Origin of the sequence: Tepidanaerobacter sp. EBM-38, assembly GCA_001896545.1 — a bacterium.
Lineage (GTDB): Bacteria > Bacillota > Thermosediminibacteria > Thermosediminibacterales > Tepidanaerobacteraceae > Tepidanaerobacter.
In genome coordinates this window covers 1-23,675 of the sequence record MPOT01000078.1, presented here as the reverse complement: position 1 = coordinate 23,675, position 23,675 = coordinate 1, and the positions used below count along the sequence as shown (strand labels likewise).

The following is a 23,675-nucleotide window of genomic DNA, read 5'->3' as shown; positions in this document are numbered from 1 at the left end:
GCTATAAACCCGTAATTTGGGGTAAAAAATAAAGAAAGAGCGAGAAAAATAATTTGTTCAATTTTCTATTAATAATTTCTACATTAAATCAAAAAGTCCTCCTTTTCCAGTTATATTCTTTATTTGGAGGTAATTTTTGGTTGTCGTCGATCCCCAGGGGTTTTTGCGCGACTTGAGGTCGACGACAAAATTAAATGAGTGTCAAAAAATATCATTTTATCCCAAATAATGATATAATCTAATTTAATAGTATCAAAATACCTTCTAATATTTAACCCCTCCAATAAATGTTCAGTTTCTCATTAAAATAAAATTTCTTAAATCCCTTTAAGCTAAATGCAAAAAATCCTTTTTTTGATTTAATGTATTTACAGGTATAAACTTGTTTTTAATGAAGGTAAGCTATTGTAATAACATTTATTACGAGTTGTGAAAATGCTTTAAAAAAGGAGTTGAGCTAAAAATTATGGCAAAGGTTGCGGGTCTTTTTTCGCCCAAAGACATGACTGTGGGAACACCATGGAAACGAATCGTTGAATTCTCAATTCCTATGTTGGTTGGCAACATCGCCCAACAGCTTTATAATACTGTTGACTCAATTGTAATAGGCAGGTATGTGGGTGATAATGCTTTGGCTGCCGTCGGCAGTGCTCTCCCAATATTTAACTTCTTGCTTGTATTTTTCGTAGCAGTATCCACCGGAGCCGGCATAATGGTCTCTCAGTATTTTGGTGCAAAGGATCGGGAAAAGCTTTCCCGTTCTATTGGAGCTTGCATAACGCTTACAGCAATAGTAGCAACGATAATCATGATAATAGGGCCGATTGTCGTGCGCCCAATGCTGGTCTTAATCAATACTCCGGAATCAATTATAGATTGGTGTGCAAGCTATCTTTTGATATTATTGGTGGGCAACTGGGGTTTTTCATATTTTAATATACTTTCGGGAATTTTACGCGGGCTTGGCGATTCATTATCCGCATTGATGTTTTTGCTTATTTCTACTGTTCTTAATATATTTCTGGATATATGGTTTGTTGCAGGTTTAAATATGGGGGTGCCAGGCGTAGCACTGGCAACTGTAATCGCACAGGTAATTTCAGCAGTCCTATGTGCAATGAAACTTAAAACAATGGACTACGTATTTGACCTTAATTTAAACATGCTGAAACCCAAAAAAGAATACGTTGTTCAGCTTCTAAGGCTGGGATTGCCGTCAGGTTTGACTCAGGTTATATTCTCTCTGGCAATGATAACTGTACAATCCCTTACAAATACTTTCGGAGAAATGTTCATCGCGTGCAACGTCATCGTAATGCGTGTGGATGGATTTGCTATGATGCCTAATTTTACCTTTGGTGTTGCCATGACCACATTTGCCGGGCAAAACGTGGGAGCTAAAAAAATAGACAGAGTGGAGGAGGGAACACGTCAAGGTTTAGCAATAGCAGTAGGGGTTTCAATAGTTATCACAATAATAATTTTGATTTTCGGAAGATACCTTATGGATATATTTACAGATACGGCAGAGCTCGTTGATTTAAGCATGAAAATGATGCGCATCTTAGCGGTTGGGTATGTTGCAATGGCTGTGACGCAAGTTCTTTCAGGAGTCATGCGCGGTGCCGGAGATACCATGACTCCTATGTGGATTTCATTGATTACTACAATTCTTCTGCGAGTGCCCATTGCTTATGGTATCGCATATCTCACCCGAAGTGCACAATATCCTAACGGCAGGCCGGAGTCAATATTCATCTCCCTTTTAATTGCCTGGGTGTTGGGAGCTGTAATAACTTCTATTTTCTACAAAAAAGGCAATTGGAGAGAAAAAGTGCTGCTATCTTGAGGTTCAAACATGCATGTAGTCCGCTCTAGAATCCCCTGAGCATGAGCAAAAGCCATACCATAGTTGGTAATTGGAACGTTTTGCTCTCTCGCCCTTATTATCCTTGTCAGCATCTGTTTGCGGTTTAGCATACATGCACCGCAGTGAAGTATGAGCGCATATGGTGTTAAATCTTCCGGAAAATCCCCGCCAACTTTTATCTCTATTTGCAGTTTGCCGCCGGCCTTATTTTCAAGAAGTGCCGGCAGTTTCTGCCTACCTATATCATTTTCAAGTGGATGATGTGTGCATGCCTCTTCAATCAAAACCCTGTCATTAGGTTTTAATTCATCTATAGCTTTGGCACCCCTTACCAAAGTACTCAGTTCGCCCTTGTATCTTGACATTATAATGGAAAATGATGTTAATGGTATGTCTTCCGGAACAATTTTGCTTACAATATGAAATACCTGAGAATCCGTTATTACTAAAGCAGGCTTTTTATTTAAGCAGTTTAGCAAATCTAAAAGTTCTGTCTCCTTTGCTACTAAAGCCATGCAGTTATTATCTAATATATCCCTTATTGTCTGCACCTGAGGAAGAATCAATCTGTTTTTAGGTGCTTGTATGTCCTGAGGTGTTACCAAAACAACAAGGGATTTTGGAGTTATTATATCTCCCACCAATGTTGAAAGTTCAAAATCCATAGGGGCGTTTTGATGAATCATTTCTTTTAACTTGCCTATATTTTCCCTTTTATTTGCGCTTACTTTAATAAAAGGAAAATCAAATTCTTTAGTCAAGTCTTTAATATCCACATCCCTTTTGTCAATTTTATTGACAACACCAATAATCGGAATGTTCCTGTTCCTAAGCTCTTGACACCATCTTTTTTCAAGGCTGAAATCCAAATTCTCTGTTGAAAAAACCACAAGAGCTATATCGGTTTTGTCCATAACTTCTAGGGTCTTTTTTATTCTAAGTTCTCCTAAATCTCCTACATCATCTAAACCTGCAGTATCAATAAAGACTACAGGCCCTATCGGTAAAAGCTCCATCGCTTTATAAACCGGATCTGTTGTAGTTCCGGGAAAGTCTGAAACCAGTGCTATTTCTTGTCCTGTAATAGCATTTATTAAGCTGGATTTGCCTGAATTTCGCCTGCCAAATAAACCTATATGCAATCGATTAGCTCTTGGTGTATCATTCATAAAAATTTCACTGCCTTTCAATCAGCTTTATTGAATCTCCGCGGTCTTTGGCTACTTGCTTGCCCATACTTAAAATTAATTCCTCTATTTTTAGCCTTTCTTGCTTTATATTGCTTTTGGCATCAAAATCCTTGGGATATATTTCATATAACCTTCGGTATTTATATGGTTCCAGCTTTAGCATGACAACATTAGCTCCGGCTTTTAATGCCTTTTTGCCGTCTTGATTGTCCAATGTCCAAAGGGCTGTTGTAGCCGGCAAATGCACCTTCTTTAAAATCAGTCTCGTAACAGCTACTGCCTTTAATGTAATCATATTACTTCCGGCTTTTGCGTCTTTTAATATCGTATCTTTATGTGGTATAAATGGCCCGATTCCTGCCATATCTACATCAAGTTCATTTAAAAAAAGTATATCCTCTGCAATATCTCTTAATGTCTGACCAGGCAGACCAATCATGAAACCATCTCCAACTTGATATCCTAATTCCTTTAGCTGCAGCAAACATTTAATCCTACTTTCAATATTAGAATGGGTGTGCAGTTTATTATAAAGGCTTTGATTTATGGTTTCATGTTTTAGTAAAAACCTGTCGGCCCCGTCTTTTTTCCACTGCTTGTAATCTTCATATTCTCTTTCGCCAATGCTCAAGGTTATGGCTATATCGCCGATTGATTTTATGCCCTTTATTATCCATGATATTTTCTCTCTTGTATACCATAAATCTTCCCCCGATTGAAGTACAAGAGTTTTATATCCTGCCTCATAAGCTTTTGCCGCCGTATCAATTATCTCTTGTGGCTGCATGCGATAGCGACTTAGCTTGTGGTTTCCGGCGTTAAGGCCGCAGTAAGCACAGTTACACCTGCAATAGCTAGAAAACTCTATTATGCCTCTTATGTGGATTTTATTTGAGCAATACCTTTCAGTGATATTATCTGCCATGCTAAAGATATAAGATGTTTCAGGTTCATCAGCATTTAGCAGTAGTTCAACTTCATCGACACTTGGAACATAGCCTGCGCAGATACTGTCTACCAGTTGATAAATATTCATAACAGCCTCCATCCTGCTAACACCAACGGTGCCTCGCAAACGGTAAAAAGCAAATTATTTTAAATAGCAGTAGTTTTTTTGATTTTTTATTTGTATAACAAAAAAGAAGGACTCTGTCCTTCTTTTATCTCTTTGAGAATTGTGGAGCACGCCGGGCTTTTTTGAGACCGTATTTTTTTCTTTCTGTCATACGCGGATCTCTGGTCAAATATCCTTCTTTTTTAAGAATCGGTCTAAAGTCTCCGTCAATCTTTAGAAGTGCGCGAGCAATACCATGGCGAATGGCGCCTGCCTGACCTGTGTATCCGCCGCCTTTAACGCTGGCAATTACATCAAATTTATCTAATCCATCGATTTTTTCTAAAGGTCTTTTGACTTCCGCCTTCAATGTCTCAAAGCCAAAGTAATCATCAATGGGTCTTTTATTTACAATTATTTTTCCGTTTCCGGGCATAATCCAAACTTTTGCTACGGCTGTTTTTCTCCTGCCGGTAGCAAGCACTGCCTGTTTCATATCCTTCCTCCTTTCTCTCCTATATCTTAACAGTTAATGACTGAGGTTTTTGGGCTTCATGGGGATGCTCAGCACCCGCATATATCTTTAGTTTTTTTATCATTTTACGCCCTAAAGCATTATGTGGCAACATACCCCAAACTGCTTTGTAGACGACTTTTTCTGGGCTTTTACTCATTAGGCTTCTAAAGTTTTGAGATTTAATACCGCCTGGATAGCCTGTATGACTATAATACATTTTGTTGTCCATTTTCTTACCTGTTAGAATGACTTTGTCGGCATTGACTATAATAACATAATCACCTGTGTCGACATGGGGAGTATATATGGGCTTGTGTTTACCCTTTAAAATCATGGCTACTTGTGTTGCTAGTCTCCCTAATGGCTTACCTGCAGCATCGATTACGTACCAGTCACGTTTAACTTCCTCTTTCTTTGCCATGAATGTGCTCATCTTTTTCCCTCCTTTTTTACCATAAGGTTATTGTATAATAGGCGTTTTTTTGTGTCAAGCATGTTAATAAATAACTTTTATAAGGCATAATCCCTGCGGTGGAAGAGTTTTTCCCGCCATAGACCTGTTTTTTGATTTTATAATGGAAATTATATCATTTGCCTTTTTTTTGTTAATGCCTACATCAAGTAAAGTGCCGGCAATTATCCTTACCATATTATATAAAAATCCATTTGCCTCGATTTCAAATTTTACTATATCACCGTTTTGAAAAACTTCGAGCCTTTCTATACAGCGCACCGTGGATTTTACCGGGCTATTTGATGCCATAAATGACGCAAAGTCATGTGTGCCTATCAGCATGTCGGCTGCTTTTTTCATAGCCCTTACATTTAATGGCCTTGGATAGAAATAGCTGTATCTTCTCAGCAATGGTGAAGGAAATTTAGCATTGTATATGGTATAAGTATAAATTTTGGCTTTTGCCCAAAACCTGGCATGAAAATCTTCAGGCACTATTTCAGCATGCTTAACAACTATATCTTCCGGTAATTTACTGTTTATTGCATATGGTAATTTTTCTATAGGTATCTTGGTTTGCGTCTTAAAATTTGCCACTTGGCCTAAGGCATGTACTCCCGCATCAGTTCTGCCTGAACCTATTACATTTACAGCCTCACCGGTAATAGATTTGATTGCATTTTCTAGAACTTCTTGTATTGATATGGCATTTTTTTGCCTCTGCCAACCGCTATAAGCCGTCCCTTCATATTCAAGCAGTATTTTTACATTCATGAAACTACACCTGCTATACAAAACGGCTGGCAATGCCACCGCCGGCAATTAAGATAAAAACTATAAAGGTTGCAATGTCAAGAAAGGTCATTTTTAATTCTTTCATGCGAGTTCTATTTTCTCCCCCGTGATAGCAGCGGGCTTCCATCGCCATGGCCAAATCATCGGCTCGACGAAAAGCACTGATAAACAAAGGCACCAATAACGGAACCAAGTTTTTAGCCCGATTTATCAAGTTCCCACTTTCAAAATCTGCACCTCTTGCCATCTGTGCTTTCATAATCTTATCTGTTTCTTCCAACAATGTAGGAATAAATCTTAGGGCTATTGTCATCATCATGGCAAGCTCATGTGCCGGCATCCCAATTTTTTTAAAAGGTGAAAGCAGCACTTCGATGCCATCCGTAAGTGAAATCGGTGAAGTTGTTAAGGTTAAAAGTGATGTACCAATAATCAGTAAAATAAGGCGTATAGCCATAAAAGCTCCTTGAGATAAACCCTCATAGGTTATATCCAAAGGACCCAATTGATAAATCACTCGTCCTTTTGTCATAAAAGAATTTAATAAAAATGTAAGAATAATTATAAATATGAGGGGTTTTAATCCTTTTAGTAAATAGCGCACTGAAATCCCCGAAAGTAAAGTAGCCAAAATTATAAAGCCTACCGGAAAGATGTAACCGTAAAAATTATTGAGCATAAATAGCAGTATCATATATGCAAGAGTTATTATGATTTTGGTTCTGGGGTCCAAGCGATGGACTATGGAATCTCCTGGAATATACTGTCCTATTGTTATTTCACGCAAGACCCTTCCTCCTTATGTGTTTTGTGATTTCTGCTCTTGCCTCATCTACCGTTAAAATATCTGTCGATATGTTTTTGCCTCTTTCTTTCAGCTTTATCATCAGTTCAGTTATTTGCGGTATACCCAGACCTTTTTCGACAAGTCCCTCGTAATCCTGAAATATTTCTCTAGGCGTACCTTGGGAAACTATCTGACCACGGTACATCACTGCCAGTTTATCCACCAGTTTTGCTACATCTTCCATGCTGTGAGAAACAAGAATTACTGTTAGTTTTTGTTTTTGCTTTAGTGTCACGATTTCTTCCAAAATCTCGTCTCTACCCCTAGGATCAAGACCAGCAGTGGGTTCATCCAGGATGAGTATTTCGGGTTTCATTGCCAAAACTCCGGCTATTGCAACCCTGCGCATTTGTCCTCCACTAAGCTCAAAAGGAGATTTATCCTTAACTTCTTCATAAGAAAGACCTACCAGGTCTAGAGCTTCCTTGACCCTTTTGGCAACTTCTTCTTCAGCAAGCCCCATGTTTTTAGGACCAAAGGCTACATCCCGTTCAATAGTTTCTTCAAACAGTTGATGCTCAGGATATTGAAATACAAGTCCAACTTTTTGCCGAATAGATTTTAGGCTAACACCCTTGCTGTGGATATTTATATCATTTATGAGAATTTCTCCGGAGGTTGGCTTTAAAAGACCATTGAGATGCTGAATAAGGGTGGATTTGCCTGAACCCGTATGGCCTATTAGACCCCAGAACTCTCCGTCCTTTACGGTCCAATTTATATCTTTTATCGCAATGGACTCAAAGGGTGTATTAGGCATATATACATGTGTTACATTTTTTACATCAATTGACATAGGCAATCCACCATTTCTTCAACTGTTAATATATCGCGTCGTACAGGCACACTATCTCTTGTCAGTTTGTAGGCCAATTCTGTTACCTGAGGTACATCAAGACCAAGCTTTTTCAAGCGTTCCACCTGGCTGAATATCTCGTTAGGTTTACCTTCCATAACCACTTTACCCTTTTCCATAACTAAAACCCTATCGGCTTGCACTGCCTCTTCCATAAAATGGGTAATTAAAACTATGGTTTTGCCCTCATTCTGATTAAGCTTTTTAACGGTAGATATAACTTCTTTCCTACCCACTGGGTCGAGCATAGCGGTAGGCTCATCGAGGATTATACAATCAGGTTTCATTGCAAGTATCCCCGCTATAGCCACCCGTTGCTTTTGCCCTCCTGATAAAAGGTGAGGAGCCTTATCGGCATATTCTGTAAGCTCGACAATCTCCAGTGCCTCTTTGACGCGTTGCCGTATTTCCTCCGGAGGAATACCAAGGTTTTCCGGTCCGAAAGCCACATCTTCTTCAACAATGGTAGCCACAATTTGGTTATCAGGATTTTGAAATACCATCCCGGCCTTCTGCCTTATTTTCCAGATATCGTCTTGATTTTTTGTGTTAAATCCAGCAACAAATATATCACCTTCAGTAGGTGTATAAAGACCATTGAAAAGTTTGGCCAGTGTTGATTTTCCGGAACCGTTAGGCCCTATAATCGCTACAAATTCTCCAGGTTCAATTCTTAAGTTTATATTTTTAAGTGCCAGATCACTACTGGCGGCATACTGATAGTAAACATCCAGCGCAACTATTTCGGCGGCTATTTTCACCGCCCCCTTTACATAAAAATATCTTATGAATGTTTTATGCTATTCTTATACTAATTCTAATATGGCCTTAGGTGCAGCATCACCTTGGCGTGGACCTACTTTCGTAATGCGGACATAACCGCCATTTCTATCCTTGTATTTTGGTGCAATATTATCAAATAGGTTTTTCACCGTGGTTTCATCAAGCACCTCAGCCAAGACCAGCCTTCTTGCAGCTAAATCATCTTTTTTAGCCAATGTTATCATTTTTTCAGCCATACGACGAACTTCTTTTGCTCGAGTTTCAGTAGTTTCTATTCTACCGTATTTTAGAAGATCCGTAGTCAAGTTCCTCAGCATCATTTTGCGATGTCCGCTTGGCCTGCCTAGTTTTCTCATCTTTTCCCCTCCTTGCTAATCCTCTGGCTGTTTTAACGAAAGATTGAAAGTGCTAAGCTTAGTTTCCACTTCTTCCAGTGACTTTTTACCGAGATTGCGCACTTTCATCATGTCTTCTGCCGTCTTCTGAGTTAGTTCATATATTGTATTAATTCCGGCCCGCTTTAAGCAGTTATATGACCGAACCGACAAATCCAACTCTTCAATAGGCATTTCAAGTATTTTTTCCCTATCATCCTTTTCCTCTTCTACAGGTGTATCTTCAACTTGAGGTTTCTCAGTCAAGCCTGCAAACAGGCTAAAATGGTCTATGAGTATCTTAGCCGCAGCACTAACCGCATCATCAGGTTTTATGGTACCATTAGTCCAAATCTCCATTATAAGCCTGTCATAGTCAGTTCTTTGACCCACCCTAGTATGCTCCACATTAAAATTCACTTTGTGTACCGGGGTAAAGATGGAATCGATAGCAATTACACCTATAGGATGGTTGGGTTTTTTATTTTTATCAGCTGTAACATAGCCTTTACCTTTTTCCAGTGTAAGTTCCATGAACAACTTAGCATCTTTTTCCAGCGTAGCAATATGCAACTCCGGATTCATTATTTCTACATCTGCATCAGCAATTATATCTTTAGCTTTTACTTCGCCTTCATCTTGGGCTTCTATTCGAAGTAACTTTGGTTCGTCACTGTGCATCATAATTGCCAGTGCCTTGATATTCATTATAATCTCAGTAGTATCTTCGGTAACTCCTGGAATTGTAGAAAATTCATGCTGCACGCCATCAATTTTAATGGAAGTAACAGCAGCTCCCGGCAGCGAAGATAAAAGAACTCGACGCATGGAGTTGCCAAGGGTTGTGCCATAGCCTCTTTCCAAAGGTTCTACGACAATCCTTCCGAAAGTGTTATCCTCACTTGCTTCTATCAACTCAATCCTCGGCTTTTCAATATCCATCATCTAATACATTACCCTCCTTAAAATTAATTATTTTTTGGTGAGGGCTAATCAATTACTTGGAATAAAGCTCGACTATCAGATGTTCCTGAATTGGAACATCAATGTCTTCCCTCTTTGGCAGATACACAATCTCGCCGGTAAGCGTTTCAAAATTTACTGACAGCCATTCGGGAACTACCTTGGATGCTCCTTGTTCAGATACTTCCTTGAAAAAGTTAAGGCTTCGGCTGTTTTCTCTGATTGCTACTACATCTTTTTCCTTTACTTGATACGATGGTATAGTAACCCTCTTTCCGTTGACCTGTACATGCCCGTACCTAACAAGCTGCCGAGCTTGAGGTCTTGAAGCAGCAAAGCCCATTCGAAACACTACATTGTCCAAACGGGTTTCGAGCAATCTAAGTAAATTTTCACCGGTTACGCCTTTTTGACTGACAGCTTTTTCATAGTAATTCCTAAACTGCCGTTCCAAAACTCCGTATATCCTTCTTGCTTTTTGTTTTTCTCTTAGCTGTAATCCATACTCTGAGGGCTTACGGCGTAGTTGGCCATGCTGACCTGGAGCATAGCCGCGCCTATCTATAGCACATTTTGGGGAATAGCAGCGGTCACCTTTTAGATATAGCTTCATGCCCTCTCTGCGGCATAGCCTACAAACCGCATCTTTATATCTTGCCATCTCGTTTATACACCTCCATATATTAAACCCTTCTTCTCTTAGGTGGCCTGCAGCCATTATGCGGAATTGGGGTTACATCTTTAATCATGTTAACTTCAAGCCCTGCAGCCTGCAGCGAACGAATAGCCGCTTCTCTGCCGCCGCCCGGACCTTTTACAAATACTTCTACAGATCTCATGCCATATTCCATAGCCTGCTTTGCCGCTGATTCCGCAGCCATTTGAGCCGCAAAGGGTGTGCCCTTACGGGACCCTTTAAATCCTACAGACCCGGCGCTGGCCCATGTTACTGGTCTGCCAGCCTCATCGGCAATGGTGACTATGGTATTATTAAAAGTTGAATGTATATGTGCAGTTCCTTTTTCAATACGTTTTTTTTCTTTGCGCCTTCTTGCAGGTTTTGCCATAGTTTTTCACCTCCGGATGTTTTTACTTACGTTTTGCGCCTACGGTTTTATTAGGGCCTTTGCGCGTTCTGGCATTGGTTCTGGTCCTTTGTCCTCTGACCGGCAGCCCCCTGCGATGGCGAATGCCTCTATAGCAGCCGATCTCCGTAAGCCGCTTAATGTTGAGAGATACTTCTCTTCTAAGATCACCTTCAACCTTATGACGCTTCTCAATGATGTCTCTAAGTTTTGTAATTTCCCGCTCTGTTAAGTCTTTAACTCGAGTGTCCGGATTAACATCAGCTTCTTTGAGAATTTGCTTGGCTTTTGTATTTCCAATGCCATATATATATGTCAGTGCTACTTCTACACGTTTTTCTCTTGGCAAATCAACACCGGCGATTCTTGCCACTTGTCACACCTCCTTTTGTTTAGCCCTGTTTTTGCTTGTGTTTTGGGTTTTCACATATAACCATTACTCTGCCTCTACGTTTAATTATCTTGCATTTTTCGCATATCTTCTTAACCGAAGGTCTTACCTTCATAGGATTTCCTCCTTTTGCCGTTTTCTACTTGAAGCGGTACTTAATGCGGCCTCGGGTGAGATCATACGGAGATAACTCCACGGTAACCCTATCTCCCGGCAAAATCCTTATATAGTTCATACGGATTTTTCCCGAAACATGGGCTAAAATTACATGCCCGTTTTTTAATTCTACCCGAAACATTGCGTTTGGAAGTGGTTCTAAAACGGTACCTTCAACTTCAATAACATCTTCCTTAGACAAGGTCGCACACGCCTCCTCATATCTGTTCAGATACTTCGCCATCAAGGTTTGTATCTGACAGTTCTTTCAGGGCTTTTTTTACTTCTTCATTATAAATTTTACGTTTATTGCTGCATTTTTCTGCTATAAAGTCTATCCGTTTATTTAGCAGCTTTAAATGCTTTATTTTTTTCTTTTTGGGGTTTTCTACCCTGCGCAAATCCCCATCTACAACATAAACATAATCATCGTCAATAATATCTATCACTATCATAAACCGCCCCTTGTCACGACCAGCAATAGATTTCGCCAGTTGTCCCAACATAAGTTGCGGCATATAAACACCTACCTAAATCATAGTCAATATTTCAGGCTCACCATCGGTTATTGCTATGGTATTTTCATAGTGAGCCGAAAGACTGCCGTCTTTTGTCACTACTGTCCAATTATTTTCCAGTGTATATACTTCATATCCTCCCATATTCACCATGGGCTCTATAGCTAAAGTCATTCCCCGCCTTAACCTAGGCCCTTTTCCCGGTGGGCCGAAGTTCGGTATCTGCGGATCCTCGTGCATTTTCTGACCAATACCATGGCCTACATAGTCTCTAACCACTGAAAAATTATGAGATTCTACATATCTTTGCACCGCATTTGATATATCTGAAAGCCTATATCCCGGTTTCGCATAAGCAATACCTTCAAAAAAGCTTTGCTTGGTAACTTCTATAAGGTGCATAGCATCGCTTTTTACATTCCCTACAGGAAAAGTACGCGCCGCATCGCCATTATAACCCTCAAATTCTGCACCAACATCCACACTAATAATATCACCATCTTTAAGGGTTTTTAATCCAGGTATTCCATGTACTACCTCTTCATTTACCGAAGTACATATAGCCGCCGGAAAACCCTGATACCCTTTAAAGGTTGGAATGGCGTTGTGGCTTAGAATAAATTCCTCGGCAATTTTATTAAGTTCCAAAGTAGTGATTCCGGGTTTTATATGTTTTGCAATTTCTTCTAATGCAAGTGCCGTAATCTTGCCGGCCTTTCTCATAAGCTCAAGTTCCCGCTGTGATTTAATTATAATCATGGCCTTAATTCACCTTTTTTAGATGGTCTACAATATCTTGGAAAACGTCATCAATTGACCTGGATCCGTCTATATTTACCAGCAAATTTTTGCGTTTGTAGTAATCAATAAGCGGAGCAGTTGATGTTTCGTATACTTCTAAACGCTTTTTAACCGTTTCAAGCTTATCATCCTCGCGAATAATAAGTTTCCCTTTGCATTTGTCGCAAACTCCCGGCTCCTTAGGCAGACTAAATTTTACGTTATAGGTTGCACCGCACTGCTCGCACACCCGTCTGCCGGTAAATCTTTCGATGAGCACGTCTTTATCCACTTCTATATTCAATGCTGCATCTAATTGAATGCCTTTTTTCTGCATATATTCATCCAAGCTTTCTGCTTGACTTACAGTTCGCGGAAATCCATCCAATAAAAAACCATTCTCGCAATCACTCATATCAAGCCTGGATTTTACCATGGCTATTACAAGATCATCAGGTACTAAAAGCCCTTTTTTAATGTATTCGCCGGCTTGCTTACCTAACACAGTTTTGTCTGTAATGGCTTTTCTTAATATATCTCCTGTAGAAATATGAGGTATGCCGAACTTGCTAACTATTTTACTTGCTTGTGTACCTTTACCTGCTCCCGGCGGACCCAGCAAAACTATTCTCACCTTTGCTCACTCCTATTTTAAAAATCCTTGATAGTGTCTCATAAGCATTTGAGCTTCGATAGCCTTCATAGTTTCCAAAGCGACACCGACAACAATCAAGAGGGCTGTACCTCCAAAGGAAATATTTACTCCTGATATTGCGGTCATAAAATACGGTAGTAAGGCAATAGCCGCCAAGAATATTGCTCCCACCAGGGTTATCCTGTTCATTATACGGCTTATATATTCCGCTGTAGGTCTTCCGGGCCTTAGTCCCGGTATAAATCCACCATATTTTTTCATATTATCTGCCACTTCGACAGGGTTAAATGTAATAGCAGTGTAAAAGTATGTGAAAAATACTATAAATAATGCATATAGCACTGCATATAGCCATCCGCTGGGGCTTAAAAACTCAGCAATACTTGTCATTATTTTGTTATTCGGAAAAAATCCGGCCAAAGTGCTTGGAAACATTAATATTGACATGGCAAATATTACAGGTATAACACCGGCAGCGTTAACCTTGATTGGTATATGGGTTGATTGACCTCCATATACTTTCCTGCCAACAACTCGCTTAGCATATTGTACCGGCACCCGCCGTTCAGCTTCCTGTACAGCTATAACCGCTACAATTACCACCACTCCTAATATGGCAAATATGGCTAGCATAAAGATATTTAAAGTTCCTACTTTTAATAAAGAATAAACTTGCAAAACACTAGCCGGCAATCGCGATACAATACCAGCAAATATTAGCAGTGAGATACCATTTCCTATACCTTTATCAGTAATTTGTTCGCCTAACCACATTAAAAATGCCGTTCCTGCCGTCAGGCTTATTATAACAACAATGTTGCTGAGAATGCCGGGCTTCATGGCACTTTTAAAGCCGATTGAAAGGCCTGTGGCCTGGATCAAGCCTAAAATCACAGTACCATACCGCGTATATTGAGCAAGGACCTTACGTCCTGCTTCTCCCTCCTTTGCAAGCTCCTCCCACTTTGGAATAACAATAGTCAAAAGCTGTATAATAATGGAGGCATTAATATATGGCGTTATACTCATGGCAAAGACTGAAAATTGTTTGAATGCACCGCCGGAGATTATATCAAAAAAACCAAGCAGAGCACCCTTTTCAATCATAGCTCGAACTGCATTTGGATCCATACGAGGTACCGGCACAAAAGTTCCTACTCTAAACAGCATTAACATCAATGCAGTAAATTTAATCCGTTTTCTTAAATCCGGTATCTTCCAGGCATTTCTCAAGGCATCCAGCATTTTAAATCACCTCAGCCTTTCCACCGACCGCCTCTATCTTTTCTTGCGCTGATTTCGAAAAAGCATTTGCCTCAACGTCTAATTTGACTTTTAAATCGCCTTCGCCGAGAATCTTGATTCCATCTTTAACTTTCTTGATGATGCCCTTTTCGATTAAGAGCTCAGGGGTCACTTTTGTATTTTCTTCGAAAATATTTAAATCCTCAACATTTACTACTGCAAATTCTTTTTTGAATATATTTGTGAAACCCCTTTTAGGAAGACGCCTATAAAGAGGCATCTGACCACCCTCAAATCCCGGGCGAACACCACCACCGCTGCGAGCATTTTGGCCTTTATGACCTCTTGTGGAAGTCTTGCCATGGCCTGAGCTCATTCCTCTGCCTACTCTTTTGGATTTTCTCTTAGAACCCTCAGCGGGAGAAAGATCATGCAATCTCATTGGCTGCACCTCCTCTTTTCTTAACTATCCTAGTATTTCTTCAACAGTCTTGTTGCGAAGTTTTGCTACTTCTTCAGCCCTTTTCAGCTGCTTCAATGCTACTATTGTTGCATTTACCATATTTCTAGCATTAGCAGAACCTAAAGATTTACTTACAATATCCGTAATCCCTGCCAGTTCAACAACAGCCCTGACAGGTCCCCCGGCGATAACTCCGGTTCCTTCAGGCGCCGGCTTTAGGAGTACTTTACCGGCTCCAAAAATTCCAATGCTTTCGTGAGGAATAGTTCCGTTAAGTATCGGAACATCTATTAAATTCTTTTTTGCATCTTCTATGCCTTTACGAATAGCCTCAGGGATTTCTTGCGCTTTTCCTGTACCTACGCCAACCTTGCCTTTTTTATTTCCAACTACCACAAGCACGGCAAAGCGGAAGTTCTTGCCTCCCTTTACGACTTTGGCCACTCGGTTTATAGAAACAATCTTTTCTACAAATTCACTTTCTTCGACATTTCTATTCCTATGTTGCAAAGTTCTGCCTCCCTTCTAAAAATCTAATCCGGCTTCCCGGGCAGCATCGGCCAGGGCTTTTATCCGACCATGATATATATAACCGCTCCGGTCAAAGGCCACAGCGTTTATGCCTTTTTCTAAGGCTTTCTTGGCAATAAGATCGCCAACTAGTTTGGCTGATTCTATATTTGCACCGGTCACGCTTTCTTTAATAGCAGGATCAAGTGTTGATGCTGCCACTAATGTGTTGCCTTCTTCATCGTTGATAATTTGTGCATATATGTGTTTTTCGCTTTTGTAAACACATAAGCGGGGTCTTTCACTTGTGCCAAAGGTTTTTTTGCGAACTCTAAGATGCCTTCTTTTCCGGGCAATGTTACGAGATTCCTTTTTTAACATGGTTATCCCTCCCTATAGCTTATTTTGCTCCGGTCTTGCCTTCCTTGCGCCGTACAATTTCATTTTCGTATCGAATACCCTTGCCTTTATAAGGTTCCGGCTCTCTAACAGCTCTTATATTTGCTGCAATTTGACCTACCAAATCCTTGTCAATGCCCTTAACTATAATTCTATTTGGCGCCGGCACTTCAAACTCAATATCTTTTGGCGGGTTAAATTCCACGGGATGAGAATATCCAACGGTTAAAACCAGCTTGTTACCTTGCTTTGCCGCTCTATAGCCTACGCCTTCAAGAACAAGCCTCTTTTCAAAGCCTCCTACGACCCCTACCACCATATTGTTTATTAATGCACGGGTTAAACCATGCAAAGCCTTATGATGCTTTTCCTCCGATGGTCTTTCAACAATTACCTTGGAATTTTCCGCTTTAACTATCATATCTTTGTGAAACTTTCGGCTTAAACTGCCTTTGGGACCTTTAACTGTAATCTGGTTGCCCTCAACAGTTACCTCAACTCCTTGAGGAATATCAACCGGCATTTTGCCAATTCTGGACATATCTTCACCTCCTAGTCATATCTACCATACGTAGCAGATTACCTCGCCGCCGATTTGCTCTTTTCGTGCCTCTTTATCTGTCATAATACCTTTAGATGTAGAAAGAATTACTGTTCCCATACCACCCATAACCTGAGGAATTTCATTCTTATTTGCATATATTCTAAGGCCTGGCTTTGATATCCGTTTGATGCCTGTAATAACTTTTTCTTTGTTTGGTCCATACTTAAGATAAATTTTTATAATCCCCTGCTTGCCATCATCGATAATCTCAAAACCCTTTATATATCCTTCATCTTGCAGGGTCTGAGCTATGGCCTTCTTCATATTTGAACAGGGAACCTCTACTTCAGGGTGACCCACATCACTAGCATTGCGAATGCGGGTTAACATATCTGCGATAACATCTGTCATAGCCAATGAAATAACCTCCCTTCATTTCGACTTACACTCACCAACTAGCTTTTTTTACACCTGGTATCTCGCCGCGATGAGCAAGCTCTCTAAAACATATACGACATACGCCATACTTGCGTAAATATGCATGAGGCCTACCACAAATCTTGCACCGATTGTACTTACGTGTTGAAAACTTCGCTTCTCTTTTTTGCCTAGCAATTAAAGATTTTTTGGCCAAGTCTTTTCCTCCTTCCTTCTATGCAAAGGGCATACCAAGATTTTTCAAAAGTTCCCGGGCCTCTTCATCGGTTTTTGCCGTAGTAACAATTGTTACATCCATGCCTCTGACGCGATCTATTTTATCATAATCGATCTCGGGAAAAATTAGCTGCTCCTTAATACCTAAAGTATAATTTCCCCTACCGTCAAACGCATCGGGAGATACTCCCTTAAAATCTCTTACTCTAGGAAGGTTTATATTAAAGAGTTTATCTAAGAAATCATACATTTTTTCTGCTCTAAGGGTGACCTTAGCTCCTACGGGCATACCCTCACGCAACTTAAAGGCCGCTATGGATTTACGGGCTTTTGTAACTACAGGTCTTTGGCCTGTAATTTGCGCCAAATCTCCGGTAGCTGCTTCAATTGCCTTTGCGTTTTCCCGAGCATCATTAATACCCATATTGACAATAACCTTTTCTATCCGGGGTACTTCCATGATGTTTTTATAATTAAACTTTTGCATCAAAGCAGGTACAACTTCGTTTAAGTATTTATCTTTTAACCTGGACATAATGCTACCTCCCTTCCTGTCTATCTATCCAAAACCTCTTTACATTTTTTGCATACACGAACCTTTGACCCATCGGCAAGTATTGCATGACCCACTCGAGTAGGTTTATTGCATTTGCTGCAAACTACCATTAGTTTAGAGGTGTAAATAGGCAATTCCACCCCGATAATTCCACCTTGTGGCATATTAGCCGTAGGTTTTTGATGTTTAGTTGCCATGTTGACGCCTTCTACTATGGCTTTCTTTTTCCTAGGGAAAACTTTTATAACCTTGCCCTTTTTACCTTTGTCTTTTCCTGAAAGAACGCAAACGGTATCACCTTTTTTTATATGAACCTTTTCCAAGAAACACACCTCCTCGTAAAGCAACTTCATGTTTTTCCGATTGGAAAAATTATTTAGGGTTACAACACTTCCGGAGCTAAAGATATAATCTTCATATAGTCCTTCTCACGAAGCTCCCTAGCTACGGGCCCAAATATACGTGTTCCGCGGGGGTTTTTATCATCGCTTATGATAACTGCGGCATTTTCGTCAAATCTAATATATGAACCGTCGCGACGCTGTAAACCTTTTTTTGTTCTAACAATAACAGCCTTAACAACGTCTCCCTTTTTAACAACGCCGTCGGGTGTTGCACTTTTAACTGAGGCAACAATCACATCCCCTATATTGGCAAACTTACGCCCTGAACCGCCTAAAACTTTTATGCACATTAATTCCTTAGCACCTGTGTTATCAGCTACATTGAGTCTTGTTTGAACTTGTATCATGCAAAAAACCTCCCTTCTCTACTGGGCTTTCCTTACGATCTTAACCAGTCTCCAGCGCTTATCACGGCTAAGGGGTCTTGTTTCCATGATGGTTACAACATCGCCCACTTTGCACTCATTGTTTTCATCATGAGCCTTGAATTTTTTGGTCCTCTTTATGGTTTTTCCATAAAGCGGGTGTCTCATTAACCTTTCCACGGCAACAGTTATGGTCTTATCCATTTTATCGCTGACCACTACTCCCGTGCGGACCTTTCTCTGATTTTTTCGTTCGGCCATGCATATCCCTCCTTCTTATATCACTTTTGGCTGCCAAGCTTTAGCTTTTCATTTTGTCTTTCCGTGAGGACTGTTTTTATCCGTGCTATGGTCTTCCTAACTTCACGAATCCTCATGGGGTTATCAAGCTGACCGGTGGCTGCCTGAAACCGGAGGTTAAACAGTTCGCCCTTTAAGTCCTTTTCTTTCTGCAGCAATTCTTGATCAGTAAGGTCACGAATCTGCTTAAGCTTCATTTAAATCACCGCCCAATTCTAAGCGTTTTACTATTTTCGTTTTTATAGGCAACTTGTGGGAGGCGAGAGTCATGGCCTCCTTCGCTACTTCTTCCGGAACTCCGGCCAGCTCAAACATAATACGACCCGGTTTAACCACTGCCACCCACATTTCAGGAGAACCTTTACCGCTTCCCATACGTGTTTCTGCTGGCTTTTTAGTTACAGGTTTGTCTGGAAATATCTTTATCCAGACTTTACCGCCTCTTTTAATATATCGAGTCATAGCTACACGTGCGGCTTCTATTTGCTGGCTGGTTATCCATGCAGGCTCTAGTGCTTGAAGGCCGTATTCACCATATGTTACCTGATTGCCTTTGTGTGCGTTGCCTTTAATTTTCCCACGCTGCTGTTTTCTAAACTTGACCCGTTTTGGCATCAACATTGTTTATTTCTCCCCCTTCCTCGGGATTTTGTTTCTGTTTCACCGGAAGGACTTCACCTTTATATATCCAAACTTTAACACCAATTCTACCGTAAGTCGTATGAGCTTCTGCAAAACCGTAATCTATATCTGCTCTTAAAGTTTGCAGCGGGATGGTTCCTTCATGATACATCTCAGACCTTGCGATTTCTGTGCCACCGAGCCTACCGCTTACCATTGTTTTAATGCCTTCGGCTCCGGATTTTAAAGCTCTGGATATTGCTTGTTTCATGGCTCTTCTGAAGGATATACGCCGCTCCAACTGTGAAGCAATATTTTCTGCTACAAGCTGAGCATCAATATCAGGATTTTTAATTTCAATTACGTTTATTGAAACCTGTTTATCGGTCATCTTTTCCAGTTCGTTTTTTAGTTCATCAACACCACTGCCGCCTCTACCAATAACCATTCCAGGTTTTGCGGTATTAATTGTTATTCTTATGCGATTTGCAGCTCGCTCTATTTCAATCTTGGATATACCGGACGTAAACAGCTTTTTCTTTATATATTCTCTGATTTTAAAGTCTTCTAAAAGCTGGTCGGAAAAATCCTTTTTTGAATACCATCTTGAATCCCAATCTTTAATTATTCCAACTCTTAACCCATGAGGGTGTATTTTTTGTCCCAAATTCTATCCCTCCTTTTCCTTAAGAACTATAGTAATATGGCTGGTTTTTTTGTGTATAGAGGCTGCCCTGCCCTGAGCTCTGGGACGAAATCTTTTTAAGATGGGTCCCTGGTCAGCATAGCATTCGGCAACATACAGGGCATCCATATCCATATCAAAGTTATTTTCAGCATTTGCTGCAGCTGAACGCAATAATTTTTCCAACGGTCGAGAAGCTGCTTTAGGTGTAAATCTTAATATATTTAAGGCTTCTTCCAATTGCTTTCCTCGAATGAGGTCTAAAACGGCTCTAACCTTTCTGGGTGCAATTCTCACATATCTGGCCTGTGCCCTAGCTTCCAACTTATATACCTCCTTTACAAGGTTTATCATAACTTTAAAGTATATTGAACAAATTATTTAAGTGCAGTGGATTTTTCAGTATGGGCCCCATGTCCTTTGAAAGTCCTTGTAGGTGCAAATTCTCCCAACTTATGGCCTACCATGTCTTCGGTTATATAAACAGGCACATGCTTTCTGCCATCATGAACTGCTATAGTATGACCAACCATCTCAGGAAATATAGTAGAAGCCCTGGACCAGGTCTTTACAACTTTCTTTTCCCTTTTTTGATTCATTTCGTTAATTTTAGCTAAAAGTTTTTTCTCAACGAAGGGCCCTTTTTTTGTTGAACGACTCATGAATTTACCTCCCTTCTACTTGCGGCGTTTGACAATATATTTATCCGATGCCTTATTCTTCTTCCTGGTTTTATATCCAAGAGTTGGCTTGCCCCAAGGTGTAACAGGACTTTTCCGCCCAATAGGCGATTTTCCTTCGCCACCGCCATGCGGATGATCTACCGGATTCATAACTACACCGCGAACATGGGGTCTTTTATTCATCCAACGCGACCTGCCTGCCTTACCGATAGAAATATTTTCATGTTCGATATTTCCAACCTGGCCGATTGTAGCTCGGCAGATTTCCGGCACCATCCGCATCTCGCCCGAAGGCAGTCTCAGTGTTGCCATGCCACCCTCTCTAGCCATAAGCTGTGCTGATGTGCCGGCAGATCTTACCATTTGTCCACCCTTGCCAGGAATAAGCTCAACGTTGTGAACTGTAGTACCCACCGGTATGTTTGCTAATTTAAGAGCATTGCCCGGTTTGATATCTGCATTTTCACCCGATTGAACTGTATCCCCGACAGAAAGGCCTGCCGGTGCTAAAATATACCGTTTTTCGCCATCGGCGTAATGTAAAAGTGCTATATATGCAGTGCGATTTGGATCATATTCTATAGCCGCAACTTTAGCCGGCACACCATCTTTATCCCTTTTAAAATCAATAATCCTATATTTACGCTTGTGGCCACCACCGCGATGCCTAATGGTTTCTCTGCCCTGCATGTTGCGGCCGGCTTTATTCTTTAAGATTTCTACCAAAGACCGCTCAGGCTCCTTTTTGGTAATTTCCTCAAAGGATGAAACACTCATAAATCTGCGTCCCGGCGTTGTAGGCTTAAACTTTTTTGTAGCCACATTATTCCCTCCTTCTCTGTATCAAATCAAACCCATTATTGCAATAAAACTATATAGCTTCAAAGAATTCTATAGTTTTACTGTCATCGGTTAAGGTTACTATGGCTTTTTTCCAATCCGGACGTTTACCTTCAAATCTACCCATCCGTTTAACTTTTCCTCTTACATTTATAGTGTTGACCTTAGCAACCTTTACCCCGAAAATTGATTCTAAAGCATTTTTTATTTCAGTTTTGTTTGCTTTTCTATCAACAATAAATACATATTTTTTTTGCTGCTGCATATCCATGGTTTTTTCTGTAATCCAGGGACGAATAATGATGTCATGCGGATTCTTCATCCTGCATACACCTCCTCCACCAGCTCAGCTGCCTCTTTTGTCATGATTAGATTGTCATGATTGAGTATATCGTATGTGTTCAAGGTGTTAACATATGTTGTCTTGACTGAGGGGAGATTGCGTGCAGATTTTTCTACATTTTCATCTTTTGCAGCTATTACTATAAGAGATTTTTTATCTGCATTTAAGTTCTTTAAAATTGAAACCATTTCTTTTGTTTTAGGTGCTTCCATCGATAGACTATCTATTACAATAAGTTCATTTTCGACAACCTTTGCACTAAGAGCTGATTTTAATGCAAGCCTCTTAAGCTTCTTAGGCATAGTTGACTTAAATGAGCGAGGCTTCGGCCCAAATATAACGCCACCCTTTCTCCATAAAGGTGATCTTATGCTGCCGTGCCGTGCTCTTCCAGTGCCTTTCTGCCGCCAGGGTTTTCGTCCGCCACCGGCCACTTCGGCTCGAGTCAAGGTGTTTGCAGTTCCCTGCCTCTGGTTTGCTAAATAGTTAACTACTGCTCGGTGCATAATATCTGGCCGAACTTCAACGCCAAATACATCATCGGAAAGCTCAATTTCGCCTATCTGCTCTCCCGCTATGTTAAATAAAGTTACTTTTGGCATTGGGCTCCTCCTTTCATGATTATTTTCCGCTCTTTACGGTATTCTTAATAAAAAGCAGCGATTTTTTAGGTCCGGGTACAGAGCCCTTTATCATTAATAAATTTTTCTCCGGATCCACTTTCACTACTTCAAGGTTCTGTACAGTAGACTTTTCTGCTCCTAAGTGCCCCGGCCTCTTATTTCCTTTAAATACTCTAGCAGGGTCAGTAGCACCTCCGGAACCCGGTCTGCGATGGTACATGGAACCGTGAGCCATGGGACCGCGCTTAAAATTCCAGCGTTTTATTCCGCCTGCAAAGCCTTTACCCTTTGATATGCCGGTCACATCTACTTTATCTCCTGGCTGGAAGATATCCACCTTTATTTCATCGCCAACATTGTACTTGTCTGCATCTTGCATCCTGAATTCTCTCAGATAACGTTTGAATGCCAACTGGTTTTTTGTAAATTGGCCTTTTTGTGGTTTGTTCAATCTATTTTCTTTAATATCTTCATAGCCTACTTTGATTGCGCTATAACCATCATTATTAACAGTTTTCTTTTGAATCACAAGGCATGGTCCCGCTTCCACTAAGGTTACAGGTAAAGCCTCACCCGTATCACTAAAAATTTGAGTCATGCCTAGTTTTTTACCCAAAATGGCTTTTGAAATCATCAAAATCACCTCCCGTTACTACAGCTTTATCTCAATATCGACTCCTGCCGGCAAATCCAGTCTCATAAGAGCATCGACCGTTTTCTGGTTTGGTTGTTTTATATCTATTAGTCTCTTATGTGTTCTGGACTCAAACTGCTCCCGGGCATCCTTATACTTGTGTGGAGCCCGAAGTATGGTTATGATACTCCGGTCCGTGGGTAAAGGTATAGGCCCCGATACTTTGGCCCCGGTTCTTTTAGCCGTTTCTATGATTTTCTTGGCCGATTGATCGAGTATCCCGTGGTCAAAAGCCTTCAGACGTATTCTTATCTTTTGATGGGCCATTTATGTCCCTCCTTACGTTCGGATTTATGGATTGTTATACTTATTTTTCAATTATCTCAGTTACTACTCCGGCTCCTACAGTTCTGCCACCCTCACGAATAGCAAACCTAAGCCCTGGTTCAATAGCTATGGGTGCTATAAGTTCGACATCCATGACTACGTTATCACCAGGCATTACCATCTCTGTGCCT

General features: G+C 40.5%; 40 protein-coding genes, 1 pseudogene and 1 CRISPR repeat array (1 of these 42 running past the window's edge). Of the genes and pseudogenes, 1 reads left to right on the top strand and 40 read right to left on the bottom strand.

The genetic code is table 11. The annotated features are described in order from the left end of the window. Window positions 1-9: a CRISPR direct-repeat array (repeat unit 30 nt) (it extends 1,745 nt beyond the left edge of the window). A gap of 457 nt (window positions 10-466) precedes the next feature. Beyond that, entirely contained in the window at window positions 467-1,849 is a 1,383-nt protein-coding gene (locus BUC45_RS08795) for an MATE family efflux transporter (RefSeq protein ID WP_296971694.1), read from the top strand. On the opposite strand, the gene hydF is transcribed toward BUC45_RS08795, so the two are convergent. From hydF to tuf, 40 genes and pseudogenes are all read right to left on the bottom strand, one after another. After that, complete coding sequence (gene hydF / locus BUC45_RS08790) at window positions 1,807-3,039, bottom strand: [FeFe] hydrogenase H-cluster maturation GTPase HydF (protein WP_296971691.1); 1,233 nt, start codon at window positions 3,037-3,039, stop codon at window positions 1,807-1,809. The genes BUC45_RS08795 and hydF overlap by 43 nt on opposite strands. A 7-nt stretch (window positions 3,040-3,046) precedes the next feature. Beyond that, on the bottom strand, window positions 3,047-4,096 hold the full coding sequence (gene hydE, locus BUC45_RS08785; protein ID WP_296971689.1) for a [FeFe] hydrogenase H-cluster radical SAM maturase HydE: 1,050 nt from the start codon (window positions 4,094-4,096) through the stop codon (window positions 3,047-3,049). Between the two features lie 124 nt (window positions 4,097-4,220). After that, window positions 4,221-4,610: a 30S ribosomal protein S9 gene (gene rpsI / locus BUC45_RS08780; RefSeq protein ID WP_296971687.1), complete on the bottom strand. Its 390-nt coding sequence runs from the start codon at window positions 4,608-4,610 to the stop codon at window positions 4,221-4,223. A 19-nt stretch (window positions 4,611-4,629) separates the two neighbouring features. Beyond that, complete coding sequence (gene rplM, locus BUC45_RS08775; protein WP_013777356.1) at window positions 4,630-5,064, bottom strand: 50S ribosomal protein L13; 435 nt, start codon at window positions 5,062-5,064, stop codon at window positions 4,630-4,632. 63 nt (window positions 5,065-5,127) lie between these two features. Further along, window positions 5,128-5,859, bottom strand: a complete 732-nt coding sequence (gene truA / locus BUC45_RS08770) for a tRNA pseudouridine(38-40) synthase TruA (protein ID WP_296971686.1) — start codon at window positions 5,857-5,859, stop codon at window positions 5,128-5,130. 13 nt (window positions 5,860-5,872) lie between these two features. Then, a complete protein-coding gene (locus BUC45_RS08765) occupies window positions 5,873-6,667 on the bottom strand; it encodes an energy-coupling factor transporter transmembrane protein EcfT (RefSeq protein ID WP_013777354.1) in 795 nt (264 codons plus the stop codon). Continuing rightward, entirely contained in the window at window positions 6,660-7,523 is an 864-nt protein-coding gene (locus BUC45_RS08760) for an energy-coupling factor transporter ATPase (RefSeq protein WP_296971684.1), read from the bottom strand. The genes BUC45_RS08765 and BUC45_RS08760 overlap by 8 nt, the downstream gene beginning before the upstream one ends. Then, entirely contained in the window at window positions 7,508-8,338 is an 831-nt protein-coding gene (locus BUC45_RS08755) for an energy-coupling factor transporter ATPase (protein ID WP_366750028.1), read from the bottom strand. Before BUC45_RS08755 ends, BUC45_RS08760 begins: the two co-directional genes overlap by 16 nt. Before the next feature lie 51 nt (window positions 8,339-8,389). Continuing rightward, window positions 8,390-8,722: a 50S ribosomal protein L17 gene (gene rplQ / locus BUC45_RS08750; protein ID WP_296971681.1), complete on the bottom strand. Its 333-nt coding sequence runs from the start codon at window positions 8,720-8,722 to the stop codon at window positions 8,390-8,392. Window positions 8,723-8,737: 15 nt separating this feature from the next. Then, window positions 8,738-9,685 carry a DNA-directed RNA polymerase subunit alpha gene (locus BUC45_RS08745; RefSeq protein ID WP_296971680.1) on the bottom strand — a complete coding sequence of 316 codons (948 nt, stop codon included), beginning with the start codon at window positions 9,683-9,685 and terminating at the stop codon, window positions 8,738-8,740. Window positions 9,686-9,737: 52 nt separating this feature from the next. Beyond that, window positions 9,738-10,364 (bottom strand): 30S ribosomal protein S4, encoded by a 627-nt coding sequence (rpsD, locus tag BUC45_RS08740; protein ID WP_296971679.1) that lies wholly within the window; start codon window positions 10,362-10,364, stop codon window positions 9,738-9,740. Between the two features lie 22 nt (window positions 10,365-10,386). Then, window positions 10,387-10,770 (bottom strand): 30S ribosomal protein S11, encoded by a 384-nt coding sequence (gene rpsK, locus BUC45_RS08735; RefSeq protein ID WP_013777348.1) that lies wholly within the window; start codon window positions 10,768-10,770, stop codon window positions 10,387-10,389. Window positions 10,771-10,792: 22 nt separating this feature from the next. Then, window positions 10,793-11,161, bottom strand: a complete 369-nt coding sequence (rpsM, locus tag BUC45_RS08730; protein WP_013777347.1) for a 30S ribosomal protein S13 — start codon at window positions 11,159-11,161, stop codon at window positions 10,793-10,795. 19 nt (window positions 11,162-11,180) lie between these two features. Beyond that, window positions 11,181-11,294, bottom strand: a complete 114-nt coding sequence (gene rpmJ, locus BUC45_RS08725; protein WP_213975298.1) for a 50S ribosomal protein L36 — start codon at window positions 11,292-11,294, stop codon at window positions 11,181-11,183. 24 nt (window positions 11,295-11,318) lie between these two features. Next, window positions 11,319-11,537, bottom strand: a complete 219-nt coding sequence (infA, locus tag BUC45_RS08720; protein WP_013777345.1) for a translation initiation factor IF-1 — start codon at window positions 11,535-11,537, stop codon at window positions 11,319-11,321. 16 nt (window positions 11,538-11,553) lie between these two features. Beyond that, on the bottom strand, window positions 11,554-11,853 hold the full coding sequence (locus BUC45_RS08715) for an RNA-binding protein (protein ID WP_296971678.1): 300 nt from the start codon (window positions 11,851-11,853) through the stop codon (window positions 11,554-11,556). Window positions 11,854-11,865: 12 nt separating this feature from the next. Continuing rightward, the gene (map, locus tag BUC45_RS08710; protein ID WP_296971677.1) at window positions 11,866-12,612 is read right to left on the bottom strand and encodes a type I methionyl aminopeptidase; all 747 of its coding nucleotides are present in this window, start codon (window positions 12,610-12,612) and stop codon (window positions 11,866-11,868) included. A 4-nt stretch (window positions 12,613-12,616) separates the two neighbouring features. Then, window positions 12,617-13,267, bottom strand: a complete 651-nt coding sequence (locus BUC45_RS08705) for an adenylate kinase (RefSeq protein ID WP_296971675.1) — start codon at window positions 13,265-13,267, stop codon at window positions 12,617-12,619. 12 nt (window positions 13,268-13,279) lie between these two features. Then, complete coding sequence (gene secY, locus BUC45_RS08700) at window positions 13,280-14,533, bottom strand: preprotein translocase subunit SecY (RefSeq protein ID WP_296971674.1); 1,254 nt, start codon at window positions 14,531-14,533, stop codon at window positions 13,280-13,282. Window position 14,534: 1 nt separating this feature from the next. Next, the gene (gene rplO, locus BUC45_RS08695) at window positions 14,535-14,975 is read right to left on the bottom strand and encodes a 50S ribosomal protein L15 (protein ID WP_296971673.1); all 441 of its coding nucleotides are present in this window, start codon (window positions 14,973-14,975) and stop codon (window positions 14,535-14,537) included. A gap of 24 nt (window positions 14,976-14,999) precedes the next feature. Continuing rightward, entirely contained in the window at window positions 15,000-15,506 is a 507-nt protein-coding gene (gene rpsE / locus BUC45_RS08690; RefSeq protein WP_013777339.1) for a 30S ribosomal protein S5, read from the bottom strand. 15 nt (window positions 15,507-15,521) lie between these two features. Beyond that, a complete protein-coding gene (rplR, locus tag BUC45_RS08685; RefSeq protein ID WP_013777338.1) occupies window positions 15,522-15,887 on the bottom strand; it encodes a 50S ribosomal protein L18 in 366 nt (121 codons plus the stop codon). A gap of 19 nt (window positions 15,888-15,906) precedes the next feature. Further along, the gene (rplF, locus tag BUC45_RS08680) at window positions 15,907-16,446 is read right to left on the bottom strand and encodes a 50S ribosomal protein L6 (protein WP_013777337.1); all 540 of its coding nucleotides are present in this window, start codon (window positions 16,444-16,446) and stop codon (window positions 15,907-15,909) included. A gap of 21 nt (window positions 16,447-16,467) precedes the next feature. Continuing rightward, window positions 16,468-16,860: a 30S ribosomal protein S8 gene (gene rpsH, locus BUC45_RS08675; RefSeq protein ID WP_173391423.1), complete on the bottom strand. Its 393-nt coding sequence runs from the start codon at window positions 16,858-16,860 to the stop codon at window positions 16,468-16,470. Window positions 16,861-16,897: 37 nt separating this feature from the next. Next, window positions 16,898-17,083, bottom strand: coding sequence for a type Z 30S ribosomal protein S14 (locus BUC45_RS08670; protein ID WP_013777335.1), 186 nt, complete (start codon window positions 17,081-17,083; stop codon window positions 16,898-16,900). Between the two features lie 18 nt (window positions 17,084-17,101). Further along, window positions 17,102-17,638: a 50S ribosomal protein L5 gene (gene rplE / locus BUC45_RS08665; protein WP_213975294.1), complete on the bottom strand. Its 537-nt coding sequence runs from the start codon at window positions 17,636-17,638 to the stop codon at window positions 17,102-17,104. A gap of 20 nt (window positions 17,639-17,658) precedes the next feature. Then, on the bottom strand, window positions 17,659-17,982 hold the full coding sequence (gene rplX / locus BUC45_RS08660; RefSeq protein ID WP_303872307.1) for a 50S ribosomal protein L24: 324 nt from the start codon (window positions 17,980-17,982) through the stop codon (window positions 17,659-17,661). 59 nt (window positions 17,983-18,041) lie between these two features. Beyond that, a complete protein-coding gene (gene rplN, locus BUC45_RS08655; protein WP_013777332.1) occupies window positions 18,042-18,410 on the bottom strand; it encodes a 50S ribosomal protein L14 in 369 nt (122 codons plus the stop codon). Between the two features lie 18 nt (window positions 18,411-18,428). After that, complete coding sequence (gene rpsQ, locus BUC45_RS08650) at window positions 18,429-18,689, bottom strand: 30S ribosomal protein S17 (protein ID WP_013777331.1); 261 nt, start codon at window positions 18,687-18,689, stop codon at window positions 18,429-18,431. Window positions 18,690-18,709: 20 nt separating this feature from the next. Further along, on the bottom strand, window positions 18,710-18,925 hold the full coding sequence (gene rpmC, locus BUC45_RS08645; protein ID WP_013777330.1) for a 50S ribosomal protein L29: 216 nt from the start codon (window positions 18,923-18,925) through the stop codon (window positions 18,710-18,712). Beyond that, window positions 18,915-19,349 (bottom strand): 50S ribosomal protein L16, encoded by a 435-nt coding sequence (gene rplP / locus BUC45_RS08640; protein ID WP_296971672.1) that lies wholly within the window; start codon window positions 19,347-19,349, stop codon window positions 18,915-18,917. The genes rpmC and rplP overlap by 11 nt, the downstream gene beginning before the upstream one ends. Further along, window positions 19,321-20,016: a 30S ribosomal protein S3 gene (gene rpsC, locus BUC45_RS08635; RefSeq protein ID WP_296971670.1), complete on the bottom strand. Its 696-nt coding sequence runs from the start codon at window positions 20,014-20,016 to the stop codon at window positions 19,321-19,323. The genes rplP and rpsC overlap by 29 nt, the downstream gene beginning before the upstream one ends. A 3-nt stretch (window positions 20,017-20,019) precedes the next feature. Further along, a complete protein-coding gene (gene rplV, locus BUC45_RS08630) occupies window positions 20,020-20,358 on the bottom strand; it encodes a 50S ribosomal protein L22 (RefSeq protein ID WP_296971669.1) in 339 nt (112 codons plus the stop codon). 53 nt (window positions 20,359-20,411) lie between these two features. Continuing rightward, entirely contained in the window at window positions 20,412-20,696 is a 285-nt protein-coding gene (gene rpsS / locus BUC45_RS08625; RefSeq protein ID WP_296971667.1) for a 30S ribosomal protein S19, read from the bottom strand. A gap of 15 nt (window positions 20,697-20,711) precedes the next feature. Next, window positions 20,712-21,539, bottom strand: a complete 828-nt coding sequence (gene rplB, locus BUC45_RS08620) for a 50S ribosomal protein L2 (RefSeq protein ID WP_013777325.1) — start codon at window positions 21,537-21,539, stop codon at window positions 20,712-20,714. 49 nt (window positions 21,540-21,588) lie between these two features. Then, window positions 21,589-21,879 carry a 50S ribosomal protein L23 gene (rplW, locus tag BUC45_RS08615; protein ID WP_013777324.1) on the bottom strand — a complete coding sequence of 97 codons (291 nt, stop codon included), beginning with the start codon at window positions 21,877-21,879 and terminating at the stop codon, window positions 21,589-21,591. Further along, window positions 21,876-22,502 carry a 50S ribosomal protein L4 gene (gene rplD / locus BUC45_RS08610; protein WP_013777323.1) on the bottom strand — a complete coding sequence of 209 codons (627 nt, stop codon included), beginning with the start codon at window positions 22,500-22,502 and terminating at the stop codon, window positions 21,876-21,878. The genes rplW and rplD overlap by 4 nt, the downstream gene beginning before the upstream one ends. Window positions 22,503-22,521: 19 nt before the next feature. Next, a complete protein-coding gene (rplC, locus tag BUC45_RS08605; protein WP_303872308.1) occupies window positions 22,522-23,154 on the bottom strand; it encodes a 50S ribosomal protein L3 in 633 nt (210 codons plus the stop codon). Between the two features lie 21 nt (window positions 23,155-23,175). Continuing rightward, window positions 23,176-23,484 (bottom strand): 30S ribosomal protein S10, encoded by a 309-nt coding sequence (rpsJ, locus tag BUC45_RS08600; RefSeq protein WP_013777321.1) that lies wholly within the window; start codon window positions 23,482-23,484, stop codon window positions 23,176-23,178. A gap of 40 nt (window positions 23,485-23,524) precedes the next feature. Then, window positions 23,525-23,675 (bottom strand): annotated as a pseudogene (tuf, locus tag BUC45_RS08595) (elongation factor Tu); the annotation flags it as partial.